This is a genomic window from Acinetobacter sp. YH01011, from assembly GCF_013420785.1.
In the GTDB taxonomy this organism is placed as follows: Bacteria; Pseudomonadota; Gammaproteobacteria; order Pseudomonadales; family Moraxellaceae; genus Acinetobacter; species Acinetobacter towneri.
The window spans coordinates 47,874-61,933 of sequence record NZ_VOYG01000010.1; the positions used below are offsets into that span (position 1 = coordinate 47,874).

10 protein-coding genes and 1 pseudogene are annotated in these 14,060 nt (G+C 39.0%); 10 read left to right on the forward strand and 1 reads right to left on the reverse strand.

All coding sequences use genetic code 11. The annotated features are described in order from the left end of the window. The first annotated feature begins 272 nt into the window (after window positions 1–272). Entirely contained in the window at window positions 273–590 is a 318-nt protein-coding gene (gene tnpA / locus FTT78_RS08295; RefSeq protein WP_257229519.1) for an IS200/IS605 family transposase, read from the forward strand. A gap of 61 nt (window positions 591–651) precedes the next feature. Then, window positions 652–1,763: pseudogene (locus FTT78_RS08300) on the forward strand (IS66 family transposase); the annotation flags it as partial. Between the two features lie 485 nt (window positions 1,764–2,248). Here FTT78_RS08300 and FTT78_RS08305 read toward each other — a convergent pair. Then, window positions 2,249–3,421, reverse strand: a complete 1,173-nt coding sequence (locus FTT78_RS08305; protein WP_094069347.1) for a replication initiation protein — start codon at window positions 3,419–3,421, stop codon at window positions 2,249–2,251. A gap of 856 nt (window positions 3,422–4,277) precedes the next feature. Here FTT78_RS08305 and FTT78_RS08310 point away from each other — a divergent pair. The 8 genes from FTT78_RS08310 to FTT78_RS08345 all read left to right on the forward strand — a co-directional run bounded on the left by FTT78_RS08310 (window position 4,278) and on the right by FTT78_RS08345 (window position 13,665). Continuing rightward, complete coding sequence (locus tag FTT78_RS08310; RefSeq protein ID WP_094069344.1) at window positions 4,278–5,051, forward strand: ParA family protein; 774 nt, start codon at window positions 4,278–4,280, stop codon at window positions 5,049–5,051. Between the two features lie 13 nt (window positions 5,052–5,064). Continuing rightward, a complete protein-coding gene (locus tag FTT78_RS08315; RefSeq protein ID WP_070153141.1) occupies window positions 5,065–5,976 on the forward strand; it encodes a ParB/RepB/Spo0J family partition protein in 912 nt (303 codons plus the stop codon). Window positions 5,977–6,081: 105 nt separating this feature from the next. Then, the gene (locus FTT78_RS08320) at window positions 6,082–6,360 is read left to right on the forward strand and encodes a hypothetical protein (protein WP_070153138.1); all 279 of its coding nucleotides are present in this window, start codon (window positions 6,082–6,084) and stop codon (window positions 6,358–6,360) included. Between the two features lie 227 nt (window positions 6,361–6,587). Beyond that, window positions 6,588–8,135, forward strand: a complete 1,548-nt coding sequence (locus FTT78_RS08325) for a class I SAM-dependent DNA methyltransferase (RefSeq protein WP_154320136.1) — start codon at window positions 6,588–6,590, stop codon at window positions 8,133–8,135. After that, entirely contained in the window at window positions 8,132–9,247 is a 1,116-nt protein-coding gene (locus tag FTT78_RS08330) for a restriction endonuclease subunit S (protein ID WP_104915058.1), read from the forward strand. Before FTT78_RS08325 ends, FTT78_RS08330 begins: the two co-directional genes overlap by 4 nt. A gap of 55 nt (window positions 9,248–9,302) precedes the next feature. Beyond that, window positions 9,303–9,836 (forward strand): DUF2939 domain-containing protein, encoded by a 534-nt coding sequence (locus tag FTT78_RS08335; protein WP_167846516.1) that lies wholly within the window; start codon window positions 9,303–9,305, stop codon window positions 9,834–9,836. Between the two features lie 28 nt (window positions 9,837–9,864). Next, window positions 9,865–10,341: a hypothetical protein gene (locus FTT78_RS08340; protein ID WP_070153126.1), complete on the forward strand. Its 477-nt coding sequence runs from the start codon at window positions 9,865–9,867 to the stop codon at window positions 10,339–10,341. An 84-nt stretch (window positions 10,342–10,425) separates the two neighbouring features. Beyond that, window positions 10,426–13,665, forward strand: a complete 3,240-nt coding sequence (locus tag FTT78_RS08345) for a type I restriction endonuclease subunit R (RefSeq protein WP_218944576.1) — start codon at window positions 10,426–10,428, stop codon at window positions 13,663–13,665. Window positions 13,666–14,060 lie beyond the last annotated feature (395 nt).

A 14,060-nucleotide genomic window follows, 5' to 3' on the forward strand; every position in this document is an offset into this window, starting at 1 on the left:
ATGGTGAGTGTCTGTTTTAATTTTTTTTGGGGGTTATACAGTTAATTAATGCTGATAAAAGCCTAGGCTGGCCATATATAATTCCATCAACCTGATTTTTTACCATTCGGTTTACCTAATTAATCATCACAAAATTATGTTGGTGATAATTTGGTAAATTTTTAAAAACTTATGTGACCACAATTAAACGATCTTAATAAAAATTAATTCCAATAAAAAATATTTGAAAACGTAAGTTGTTTATTTCATTGTACTTATATACACAGCAATTTATACAATTTAATGTATATTATGTTGGTGACTATTGCCAATATCGGGCTTTGGATTTTGATGCTGTATTGATTGAATTTAATGGGGAGGATGATCATGTTCATTTATTAATTAATTACCCACCAAAAGTTGCTATTTCAAATTTAGTGAATAGCTTAAAAGGTCTATCTAGTCGCCACCTTAGAAAAGACTTTCCTGAAATTAAAAACAAACTTTGGGGTGATTCTTTATGGTCGCCAAGTTACTTTGCTTCAAGTTGCGGTGGTGCGCCATTAGAAATTATTAAACAATACATCGAGCAACAACAATCACCTCATTAGAATTAAAAATCGAGCCTTATATCACCTCCATAAATGAGGGTGTTTTACGGCTCATTGGATAAATAAACATAAACGTCGACTACTCCCAGATCATTTAGCAACCGTACGTATTGAGCATGAATCTGCATCAACGCAATACATCTGTGGGTGCACACTGCGTCGTATCGGCGAATATCAGTGAAAAATTGAATTTCAGACCAGCGCAGTTCTATAAAGAACAGCATGTGCGTGGTAAATGGGTTTGTGATCAATGTGACACCCTGACTCAGCAAACGATGCCTGCCTATGTGATCGATAAATGTATTGCGACACTTGAGTTACTTAGCCATGTGCTGGTATCCAAATATGCTGATCACTTACCGCTGTATCGTCAGCGACAGATCTTTCTGCGCGCAGGTGTAGATCTATCTAGATCCACCCTGTCAGATTGGATTGGTCGCTGTGGTGTAGACACTTGAACCTCTGGTCAATGCCTTAAAACAGGTGGTGCTGCAGCAAGGGGGTGATCTATGACTTTCAAGAAACCGTTCAGGTCTGCATGCAGAAGAATTCCTGAATGGCTGGCAGGGACATCTGGTCTGTGATGATTACAGTGGTTATAAAGCACATTTCAAATCAGGTCAGATCATTGAAGTAGGTTGCATGGCACATGCATGTCGTAAATTCCATGAACTGCATATCACTGGGAAAAGTCAGATTGCTGAACAGGCACTGGTGCTGATTCAGAAATTGTATGCGATAGAAGCAGAGTTAAGGCACAAGACCGACGGTACAGCGCAACAACGCTGCGAATACCGGCAACGGCATAGTCAACCAGTGATGCAACAACTATATGAATTGCTCAACCAACATCATCTGATGGTGCCATCAAGTTCTACCACCGCTAAGGCAATCAATTACACTCTAAAGCGCTGGCAAGCCTTAAGCCGCTATTCAGATGATGGTAATCTATCTATTTACAATGATTTGGTGGAGAACCAAATGCACCCTTGGGCTTTAAGTCGTAAGAACTGGTTGTATGTTGGATCACTGCGCAGTGGTCAGCGAGTTGCTAACATCATGACATTGATCCAGTCAGCAAAGTTGAATGGTCTAGATCTGTATGCCTATTTAAATGGTGTACTGCAAAAGTTGCCGACATACAAAGTGATCCAAATTAAAAGATTGGCATAGAGTTTAGAGGATACTTACAAATCAATGGTATCGCCAAGTTGATCGTCATCATCTTTAGCTAAAACGGTCTTTAGCTTATCATTTGTGGCTAGACGCAACAGCATCAAATATCTAGCTTAAGAAGCATCTCAGAGTAAATTTTTACAACAAAGCTAATAAGCTTAGGCTATTTTAATAGTTTTCATGATCCGCTGCTTTATACAAAGGCTATAAAAATATTTAGTAATTTTTTATCTAAATTACTCTATATACTTAAAACTTGGTTGATCTCCCTATCTTAACCACACCATTTTTTGAGCACTGAAAAACTTTTTTCTGCAAAAATATATGAGGAACAACAAAAGTGTAAAATCTAAAAATAATATCTATTCTTTTAACTATTTTTCATTCAGCTATACACACAGATATTTTGTATCCAATTTTCTTAGTACTTGAATTCTTCAGTGATACATTAAAAAATGTGTAGCAAGTTGCTACACTTTTCCTTAGACAAGCTCTTTACCAAAAATATCATTCAGCCTATCACGAATACTTTGTACAAATTCCGGATTATTTTTTAGTTTATGCTTCATATTACGTTTAAAGTCATTCAAGCTCATACCAACTTCAGCAAAATCCATTTGGAATAAAGTGTCATTAATAACAATATTTGCTTGAGAGTCAGTGAGACAACCAATTTTTTTAAACCACTTCTTGAACTGCGAATACTTTTCATCATTATTAAAAATGTACCAGGAACGTACATTCGTATCGAATTTTGCCCCCAATTCTTTTACTAATGCATTCTCTTCAAATGGAACATCAAGATAAATTTTTTCAATTACAGCAGTTTCATTTAGTGTTTTATCAGTAATACGCTGATGCAGTTTAAAATTCACCCCCACAATTGGGCGCCCTTTTTTTATGGTTTCATACTCTAGTTGTAGATCTGTATTTTCGTTAATTTCTGCAACTATTTTATCTAATACATAGCGTCTAAAATCTACCCAGCGATCATATTTAGTTTCATTAATATCAATCAGAGCTTTCAAGTTTTCTAAAAGCATTGGGACTTCATAACTCTTTTGGCTTGCGTACTTGAATTCATTTTTAATGAAATACGTATAAAGACTCATACTAGCAACAGAATCCAAGGCAAACAGATGTTTCAATTGATAGGTGGTGAAATTCCCCCCAGCCAACTGCGTGAAATACGGTAACACCTCACTGGTAAAACGAATCTGAATGGCATTTTTAGAATCATCTTCCCATCTTAACTCACGGATAATAGGAACGACAGAATGTACTTTTTTAGTCTTTCTCTTACCATCATCAGTAGGTTCCTCAATAATAAAATGAGCCACCCTAGATGAAAGTTCTTTATAAATCCGGTCTATTGCAACATTAATCGAATTGCGTTTATTCAATCCTAGTAAATCTGCCAAATCATCCTTATACAGATAAATATAGGTTTGTTCTGTGATTTCACCATTTACCCTATTTTTCTCACTATAATTTGCAACAGCCATTGCATATAGGAGCGCCTTATATTCATTGGCTGATAACTCAATTGGGCGAATTAAGCGGTTACTAGTGCTAACAACGCCATTATGACGAATATTGCCTATACAGTAAGGAATATGATTCAATTCTTCTTGCAATGATTCTGATTCTGTCATAACCGTGATATTTATATATTTAATTCTATTTTTATATACAAAAGTGGAAAAACTTTCAAGACTTTCACCACAAGAATCTAAGAGTGGAAGGCTTGTCATCAGAAATATGCATTTTTGACGATTTATTGTCCTTAAAGTGGAATGAAATATATTATTTCCACCATATAGTGACAGACCTTCCACCTTTAGCTCTAAACTAACAGTTCAAAATACCCATTTTCACTTATTTCTTCCAAATTTAGGTATGCTATGTCAGATAGAAACCTAGATGTGACAAGGCTTCCACCTTTCATTAGATTTGAAAGGTATAAATGAATAGATAATCATCAGGAAATATCCAATAAAAAAAATTTATCCACAGGGTGCTAACACATAGTGACAAACCTTCCACCCTTAAAGATTGTTTAGCCAACTTTATCAACAAATTAAGTATTTATTTTTGCAAGAGTTTTTTAAAAAATATAACCTTTTTAAAAATAGTAGTGACAAACCTTCCACTCTTGTGACAAACTTTCCACTTTACGGTGACAGACCTTCCACCTTTGAGTGACAGACCTTCCACCTTTGAGTGACAGACCTTCCACCTTTGAGTGACAAACCTTCCACTTTACGGTGACAAGCCCTCCACTTTTAAACTTATAAGCATTTGTTTTATATAGCAAAAAAACAGTCTTAATTATTAATTAGCTAAATAAATAATTATACTAATTATTAATTAAGCTAGCTTATTTAAAAATTAGTTTTTTAAGTTGTTTTACACCTAAATAAATAAGATTTATAAATTTAAAAACTATAGTATGATGAGTGAAAGTTATTTATATTGTTAAACATTCAAATACGGAAGCATCTGACACGTATGTCTGCAAAAATTATTACGGTTGCTAACCACAAAGGTGGATGTGGCAAAACAACGACCGTTGTACATCTAGCCTCTGAACTTGCAAATCTTGGCAATAAAGTTTTAGTCATTGATTTAGATCCTCAAGCAAACGCAAGTTTACACATTGGGATCCAACATCCAAGCGAAATTGTTGTTACTTCAGCAGAATTACTCGTTGGTGATATTTCATTATTAGCTGATGCATTACAAGAAGAAACAAACTTTGAAAAAGTATCATTAATTTATGGCTCATTAAATTTAGGAAAAACTGAAGACCAGCTTAAAGAAGAAGCTCCTCGTCCTTCAGAAGAATTAAGCATCAAGCTAGAACTGTTAAAAGATCTTTACGACTTCATATTAATTGATTGCCCACCTAGTCTTAAACTATTAACCAGTAATGCCTTAGCATCATCAACACATGTCATTATCCCTATCGAATCTGGATCACAATATGGACTGTATGGGGTAACAGATCTTTTAAACCATCTTGAAAAGATAAAACGTATTAATCCAGATTTAGAGCTTTTAGGCGCTTTACTGATTAAACATGATGAACGTCAGAATGTTTGTAAATTGATTCGGGATGAAGCTTTAAAACAGGTTGGAAAAATTTTACAAACTACCATTCCTCAAAGTACTAAAGTTAATCAAGCAGCAATTCTGCAACAGCCACTTTTGAAAGTAGAAAAAAATTCAAAAGTACGTAAGGCTTTTGAAAGCCTTGCTTATGAAATTGTAGCGAAAGTTTAAACCTGAGAGTATTATGGCAAGCACTAAAGAGCTTTTAGCTCAAAAATTGAAACAAAATACAGAAAAACATCAGCAAGCACAGAAAGACAATATTAAAGAGCTAAAAGAATTTAGACGTAATGTTCCTATTGAGGATATCAGTCGCAGTCCCAACCAACCGCGTAAAGTATTTGAAGATTCTCAATTAAAAGAACTGGCGGATTCTATTAATGAAATCGGCCTTTTGCAGCCCATTACAGTGCGTAAACTTGATAATCTGAAATATGAACTGATTGCAGGCGAGCGACGCTTACGGGCGCATCAATTACTCGGCAAGTCGGTGATTGAAGCCATTATCATTGATGCTAATGATGAAGAAGCATCTTTGTTAACCCTAGCTGAAAATTTAAAGCGTCAAGATCTGACAGATTATGAAATTTTTATTGGTTTGAACTCACTTGATGAAAAGTTGAAGAAGAACAAGCAACGTTTAGCTAATTCATTGGGTTTAAATCGCGAAGATATGTACAAATATCTATCGTATGAAAAGCTGCCTAAAGCAATGTTGAATGACCTGGATTTGGAGCCAGGTCTAGTCGGTCGTACTGCTGCAACAGCGTTCAAGAAATTTTTATCGGATCATATAGAGCAACTTTCGGAGGCGGAAACAGCTTTACTCGGTGCTTGGGAGAAATTAAAAGAAAAAAAACTGGAGCAAAGCAAAGTTACTTCTTATGCTGAAAAACTATTGAGTCAAGATCCAGAAAAAGTAACCACGACATCAGTGGTAAGAAAAATCGAATATGATGGTAAGGTTGCTGGAAATATCAAACTGAATCAAAAACAGCTCAATATCTCTCTTAAAATTTCAGAAATTGATGAAGCTAGTCTTTTACAACTAGAAGATTTTTTAAAACAGCTTATTCAGAAAAGTGAAAAAGTGTAGCAACTTGCTACACTTTTCAGTTTGCTCATAAAACTCTCACACTTACGTGAGAATTTTTTATAATTATCACATGCGAAAAATTATACCACCCAAACTGAAATTGATATGGTTACGCTAGAAGAGTTTATTCCTAAAAATTATCTTATACGTAAAATAGACAAAGCGATTGATCTCAATATCATTCATGAACGTGTCGCGCATCTATATTGTCCCGATAAGGAGACTGTTGAACGAATTTTGCCGTTGCAAAATAATTACAGGGTCTCTGTTATGCAAGTAACGCAGCAATGTTTACTGTCAGTTACAGCACAAAACTTGAAGAAAATCGCCTTGCACTTATCGAAGTTAATTTTTATTGTATTTTTTAGCCATCAATACGCTTAAAAATAAATCACTATGAATAAGCGATAGAAGTTTAGAAAATACCCCCACTTTAACGATCGCTAAAGTGGGGTTTGTGATTAGTCTGAAAAGTGTAGCAACTTGCTACACTTTTTTAATACTTAAATTGTACGACAAGAAATGACGTATCAATACTTACACACGAGCGTATTATTGGGTACTATTGGTTTAACTAAAACTAGATAACCTATTCATTGCAGGACAATTCCATGGCACGTACTCCAAAGCAAACCAAACAAGAACCCATTGAGGTCATTCTTTGGAAAGCTGCAGACAAACTTCGTAAGAACATTGATGCTGCTGAGTACAAGCATGTAGTCCTTGGTTTGATCTTCCTCAAGTACATCTCTGACTCATTTGAAGCTCACTACAACCTATTGGTTGAAGGTGAGGGAGAGTTTGCAGGAGCTGATCCTGAAGATCGTGATGAATACACTGCATACAACGTCTTCTTCGTTCCTGAGATCGCACGTTGGTCATACCTGTTAAACCAAGCAAAGCAAGTCACCATTGGTAAGATTGTAGACGATGCAATGGAAGCCATTGAGAATGAGAACCCTCAGCTCAAAGGTGTACTACCTAAAGTCTATGCACGTCAAAATCTCGATCCTACGAGCCTAGGTGAGCTGATAGACCTCATTGGTAACATTGCCCTAGGTGATGCAAAAGATCGCTCTGCCGACGTTTTAGGACACGTATTCGAGTACTTCCTAGGTGAGTTCGCTTTAGCTGAAGGTAAGCAAGGTGGGCAGTTCTACACGCCTAAATCCATCGTGAGCTTATTGGTTGAAATGCTAGAGCCATACAAAGGACGTGTATTCGATCCTTGCTGTGGTTCAGGTGGTATGTTCGTACAGTCTGAGAAATTCGTAGAATCGCATCAGGGTTTAGTGGACGACATCTCCATCTATGGTCAAGAAAGTAACCAGACAACTTGGCGTTTGGCCAAGATGAACTTAGCCATTCGTGGCATTAACTCAGAGCATGTGAAATGGAACTCTGAGGGTTCATTCCTGAATGATGCACACAAAGACCTGAAAGCGGATTACATCATTGCTAATCCACCATTCAACGTCTCTGATTGGAGCGGTGAGCAGTTAGTGGGTGATGCTCGTTGGTCTCTAGGTACACCACCTGCAGGCAATGCGAACTTCGCATGGATGCAACACTTCTTGTATCACATGAGTCCTAAAGGTCAGGCAGGCGTTGTGCTTGCTAAAGGTGCATTAACCTCTAAGACCAGTGGTGAAGGTGAGATTCGTAAAGCCTTGGTTTCAGAAGCCAATGTCATCGACTGTATTGTGAACCTACCTGCCAAGCTGTTCCTGAACACACAGATTCCTGCTGCTTTATGGTTTATGCGTCGTGACCGTGTTAACTCAAGCCAATACCAAGATCGTAGCAATGAGATTCTGTTCATTGATGCTCGTAACCTAGGTCATCTGATTAACCGCAGAACCAAAGTCTTGTCTGATGAAGATATTAAGCTCATCACAGACACTTACCACAATTGGCGTAACAAGGGTGGTGAGTATGAGGATGTTGCAGGCTTCTGTGCATCTGTACCACTTGAGAAAGTCGCTGAGCTTGATTATGTACTGACGCCAGGTCGTTATGTTGGTTTAGCTGATGATGAAGATGAGTTCGACTTCAAGGTACGCTTTACAAGCTTAAAGGCAGAGTTTGAAGCACAGCTTGCTGAGGAAGCCAAGCTAAACCAAGCCATTGCTGAGAACTTAGCAAAGGTGGTTGTATGAGTGAGTGGCAGGTTGGGCGATTAGATAGCTTCTTTACCCTAAAACGTGGTTATGACTTACCAAAGCAATCTCGTGTTTCTGGTAGTGTTCCCATCATTGCTTCTTCAGGTTTTGCTGATTTTCATAATGAAGCCAAAGTAAATGAATCAGGTGTTGTGACGGGCCGATATGGAACCATTGGTTCAGTTTTTTTCAGTGATGTACCATTTTGGCCATTAAACACATCTCTTTATGTAAACGACTTTAAGGGGAATGACAAAAAGTTCATCTACTACTTTTTGCAAACATTGGATTGGGAAAAATTTAGTGACAAAAGTGCGGTGCCTGGAGTTAACCGTAATGATGTTCATCAAGAAGAGATATGCTTTCCGTCTCTCCCTGAACAAAAAGCCATAGCCTCAATCCTTTCATCATTAGATGACAAGATCGACTTACTGCACTGTCAGAACAAGACTTTGGAAGCCATGGCTGAAACACTGTTTCGTCAATGGTTTATTGAGGAAGCGAAAGAGGATTGGGATGATTTACTAGTAAGTGATATAGCTACTCATATCAAAGACAATGTGAACCCATCAAAAGATCCTCTTAAGACATACTATCATTTTAGTTTGCCTGCTTTTGATTCAGGAGAAAAGCCTACTATTGAATTGGGTGCGGAAATTCTGAGTAATAAGTACAGAGTATGTGAGAACTCAATTTTAGTCTCAAAGCTGAATCCAAGAGTGCCTCGTATATGGTTATTAACTGATGTCAAAGATAATTATGTATGTTCAACAGAGTTTCAGAATTTGAAGCCTAAAGTAGGATCTCATTTAATGTTCTTGTATAGCTTATTCAATTCAAGAGATGTTATTGATGAATTAGCAATGAGTGCTTCGGGAACCAGTGGCAGTCATCAAAGGGTTAAGCCAGAAGATATGTTAAATATCTCTTTTAAGACTCCAAGTTTAGACTACCTTGAAGAGTATTCGCTGTTGATTACTCCTTCGATGCAAAAGGTTTCATCTAACAAGAAGCAAATCCAAACACTTGAACAACTACGAGATACCTTGCTTCCTAAGCTGATGAGCGGCGAAGTCAGAGTCCAATACCAAACAGAAGAAGTTGCATAACATTTGAGGTGAAGTCATTTGATGGCTTCACCTTTTTTACATTCAGGGGGCTGAATTGAATAAAAAAATTATAGGGGCAATCATTGCCTTAGTCGTAGTGATCTGTGGCTACTTGTATGCTTCGCCATACATTGCCATCAATAACATCAAGAATGCTGCACAAGTAGGTGATAGCGAAAAGGTGTCCAAGTACATCGACTATCCAAGTGTGCGTCAGAGCTTCAAAGATCAAATGAATGCCATGATGATGAAAGAGATGGCAACCCATAAAGATGATGGTTTCGCAGCACTAGGTGCCATGCTTGCATCTACCATGGTAGACAAGATGATTGATGGTTTTGTCACACCTGAAGGGATGACCATGATGATGCAAGGCAAAGACCTTAAAGATGCAGCACATTCATCACAGGGAGCATCAACAACAGAAACCAAAGAAGAAGATCAAGCAGAGTACAAAACTCGCTATACCTCATTCAGTGACTTTGAGGTTGTGATCCAACATCCAAATGATTCCAAAGCCGTCACTGTCAAAATGGTTCGTGATGGTTTGAGTTGGAAAGTGAATAAGATCGCTGTGCCGATGGATTAAGTAAAAGAGAACAAAGAGGAAAAACAGAATGATAAAGCGCATGATTCAAATGGGATTTGGCTTGATTGCTGTAGTTAGCTTTGCTGCAACCGTTCAAGCAGCACCGGCTAAATTCAATCATAGCGGCATACAAAAAGGTAAAGTCATAGAAACCTGTTATCACTCTCCTTGTTCAGTCGCCAAGTTTGTCTCTTACAAACAACTGAATAAGACAGCGACTGAATCCAAGATTCAAGTCACCTTGCTGGGCGGTAGTCGTGAGTGGGAAGCCAAGAAAATTGACTGGAATAGATCGCCACATAAAGTCACTGTGAATTGCTCATACCAACGACCAACAGTTCAGATTGGTTCACAAAAGACTCTGATTCCACTCAATGATGGTTTAGGTGTTCCTGGAGTACTGATGGTAGATGCTGAACTCTATCTATATGTTTGCCATAAGTTTGAGGGCGCTATTGAGAATGCTGTGCAGAAGTATGGCTATAACGTGCAGGACGATGAATAAGGTTTCTTAGCTTTACATCATATAAAAAATTAATGAGTCCAGGTTATATGGATAAGTTTAGGGGGAAATAATCAAGTGACTAAGATGACCGAATCAGACATTGAGCTGATGGCGATAGAGCAACTAGAGGGATTGGGCTATACCTATGTGTATGGACCTGAGATTGAATCGAAGGGCACTAACCCTCTACGAAGCTATAAGCAGGTCATCTTGGAAGACAAAGTGCTTGATGCATTACAACGCTTAAATCCTCATTTAAGCCAAGACAAATGTACTGAAGCACTAAAGCAAGTCACCAATATTCAATCCCCTGATCTACTCAGTAATAACCAAGCATTCCACCGACTGCTCACTGAGGGCATTAACATTGAGGTGAGCAAAGAGGGTAACACTCAAGGTGAGTATGCTTGGTTGATTGACTTTGAGAATCCAACCAATAACGAATTCCTTGTCGTCAATCAAGTAACCATCAAAGAAGATCGCTGGACAAGACGACCAGACATTATCTTGTATGTGAATGGCTTACCCTTGGTGGTCATTGAACTCAAGAATGCAACAGACGAGAATGCCACTGTAGAAGGCGCATACAAGCAAATACAGACCTATCAAAGCCAAATCCCTAGCTTGTTTACCTACAATGCTTTCAACGTCATCTCTGATGGTTTAGAGGCGAAAGCAGGTACTGTCTCAGCAGACTACAGTCGCTACATGGCGTGGAAGACAAACAATGGTCAAACCAAAGCCAAGAAGACACAAGCACAGCTAGAAGTCCTGATTCATGGTTTACTGAATCCAGTCACACTACTCGACATGATTCGACACTTCATTGTCTATGAATCAACGAAGCACGAGGATACCAATGGCTTAATCACCATTAAGACCATCAAGAAGATGGCTGCATATCATCAGTACTATGCAGTGAATGCAGCAGTCCTCTCGACTATTCGTGCGTCTGCAGTGAACTCGGACTCGAAATCAGCAGAAGTTGCCATGCAACATCAAGGTAGAAGTAAGCTCGAATTGGTACAGCAACAAGCAGTCGGTGACAAGAAAGCCGGTGTGGTATGGCATACCCAAGGCTCAGGTAAGTCTTTGTCTATGGTTTTCTACACAGGCAAGATTGTCTTGGCTTTGGATAATCCAACAGTCGTTGTGATCACAGATCGTAATGATCTAGATGATCAGCTCTTTGGTACATTCGCTGCATCAAGCCAACTCCTTAGACAAACACCACGACAAGCAGACAGCCGAGAAGAACTCAAAGAGTTACTCAAGGTGGGTTCAGGTGGCGTGATCTTCACCACCATCCAAAAGTTCCAACCGGATGATGGCACTAGCGTCTACGAGCAACTGTCAGACCGAACCAACATTGTCGTGATTGCAGATGAAGCACATCGTTCTCAGTATGGCTTTAATGCCAAGGAAGTCGATGTCAAAGATGAAGATGGCAAGGTTGTCGGTAAACGTACTGTCTATGGTTTTGCCAAGTACATGCGTGATGCACTTCCTAATGCTACTTACCTTGGTTTCACAGGAACACCAATTGAGAAGACGGATGTAAACACACCTGCAGTCTTCGGGAACTATGTAGATATCTATGACATCTCGCAAGCAGTGGAGGATGGTGCAACTGTTCGTATCTTCTATGAAAGCCGCCTAGCTAAGATTGCCATCAGTGAGGAAGGCAAAGAGCTGATTGAAGACTTTGATGACCAGTTTACTGAAGATGACTTAAACCAAACTCAAAAAGAACGTGCGAAGTGGGCAAGAGTCGAAGGTTTGATCGGCAGTAAAGAACGTATCAAAGCCATTGCAAAGGACATCGTAGAACACTTTGAGCAGCGTCTTAAAGCCAATGCAAACCAAGGCAAAGGCATGATCGTCAGCATGTCTCGCAGGATCGCTGTAGACCTTTACAACGAGATTGTAAAGATCAAACCAGAGTGGCACAGTGATGATCTGAATGATGGTGTAATCAAAGTTGTGATGACTGCCTCAGCTTCAGATGGTGAGGTGATTGCTAAACATCACACTACCAAGCAACAGCGCCAACGCTTAGCAGATCGTATGAAAGACAATGATGATAAGCTCAAACTCGTTATTGTTCGTGATATGTGGCTGACTGGTTTCGATGCCCCAAGTATGCACACCCTTTACATCGACAAACCAATGAAAGGTCACAACCTCATGCAAGCGATTGCACGAGTCAACCGTGTCTACAAAGACAAGGCTGGTGGCTTGGTTGTGGACTATCTTGGTATCGCATCTGACTTGAAAGAAGCCTTATCGTTTTACTCAGAAGCAGGTGGTAAAGGTGATCCTGCATTGGTGCAGGATGAAGCTGCAACGATCCTGCAAGAAAAGCTAGAAGTGCTTGATGGCATTTTGCATGGCTTCAACTACCAAGAGTACTTCACTGCAGATACTTCTCGTAAGCTCAACATCATTTTAGAAGCGGAAGAGCATATCCTTGGTGTAGATCAAGGAGAAGGGAAGACTCGCTTCCTGACAGCAGTCACAGCGATGTCACAGGCATTCGCATTAGCTGTACCTCATCCACATGCTATGGAAGCTGCACCAGTGGTGGCATTCTTCCAAGCAGTCAAAGCACGTCTTGCTAAGTTTAGTGATGGTACAGGCAAGATTTCTGGCTTAAGTAATGCTGAGCTTGAAGCCAAGGTAAAGCAAACCATTGACCAAGCTCTAGTCACAGAGCAAGTGGTAGATATCTTCGATGCTGCAGGGATTCAGAAACCAGATATCTCGATTCTCTCTGATGAGTTTATGCAGGAGATGAAAGACTATAAGCATAAGAACATTGCGCTTGAAACACTTAAGAAGTTACTTGGTGATGAGATTAAGGTACGAGAGCAACGCAGTGTCACCCAAGGTAAGAAGCTCATGGATATGTTGAGTTCAGCAATTAAGGGTTATCAGAACAAGGTACTTACTGCAGCAGAAGTCATTGATGAACTGATCAAGTTAGCTAAGACAATTCAGGAGTCAGACAAACTGGCTGAAGAACTCAACCTGACTGAATACGAATATGCGTTCTACTCAGCAGTAGCAGACAATGACAGTGCTCGAGAATTGATGCAGAAAGACATATTGAGAGAACTTGCAGTCGTACTCACTGATTCTATTCGTAAGAATGTGACTTTGGATTGGACGATCAAGGAAGCTGCTAGAGCAAAGTTAAGAGTCATCGTGAAGAGATTGCTGAAGAAGTATGGCTATCCACCTGATATGGCTTTATTGGCTACAGAAACTGTATTGGAACAGGCTGAGCAGTTGGCTGAAGAGCTTTCCAGTTCAAAAGAATAGGGTACAGATAGTGTTCAAAAAGACCGCTATATTAACCATAACCAAGGGGGCATTTTTACACTGCTGCTAACAAGGACAACCCTTCACTTATACTAGCTCAAAACTGATCTGACAGTTCCCCGTTTTTTATTGTGCCTGTCAGGTTAAATTTGGGCTAAATTCTTATCAGCCCAAATTCGTTTTCCATTAAGTAAAGTTTCAAATGGGCTTCCTGTTTGACATCTTTTGGGAATAGTTTCGGATATTTTGTTGTTCTAACTTTTCATGATGCTGTTGAATTTAGTCCAGATCTCATAAAACATTGTATAACTGAAACGCTGGAAAACCTATTTAGCAAATTTGGGGTGTAGTTTCCACTTGAAATAATTCAATTAAAAATAAATGTATGTATTTTA

What these genes read in the sequence shown, in the direction of transcription:
- FTT78_RS08305 (WP_094069347.1), bottom strand. Translation starts at nt 3,421, where the DNA reads ATGACAGAATCAGAATCATTGCAAGAAGAATTGAATCATATTCCTTAC.
- FTT78_RS08325 (WP_154320136.1), top strand. Translation starts at nt 6,588, where the DNA reads ATGGCACGTACTCCAAAGCAAACCAAACAAGAACCCATTGAGGTCATT.
- FTT78_RS08340 (WP_070153126.1), top strand. Translation starts at nt 9,865, where the DNA reads ATGATAAAGCGCATGATTCAAATGGGATTTGGCTTGATTGCTGTAGTT.
- FTT78_RS08310 (WP_094069344.1), top strand. Translation starts at nt 4,278, where the DNA reads ATGTCTGCAAAAATTATTACGGTTGCTAACCACAAAGGTGGATGTGGC.
- FTT78_RS08320 (WP_070153138.1), top strand. Translation starts at nt 6,082, where the DNA reads ATGGTTACGCTAGAAGAGTTTATTCCTAAAAATTATCTTATACGTAAA.
- FTT78_RS08345 (WP_218944576.1), top strand. Translation starts at nt 10,426, where the DNA reads ATGACCGAATCAGACATTGAGCTGATGGCGATAGAGCAACTAGAGGGA.
- FTT78_RS08315 (WP_070153141.1), top strand. Translation starts at nt 5,065, where the DNA reads ATGGCAAGCACTAAAGAGCTTTTAGCTCAAAAATTGAAACAAAATACA.
- FTT78_RS08330 (WP_104915058.1), top strand. Translation starts at nt 8,132, where the DNA reads ATGAGTGAGTGGCAGGTTGGGCGATTAGATAGCTTCTTTACCCTAAAA.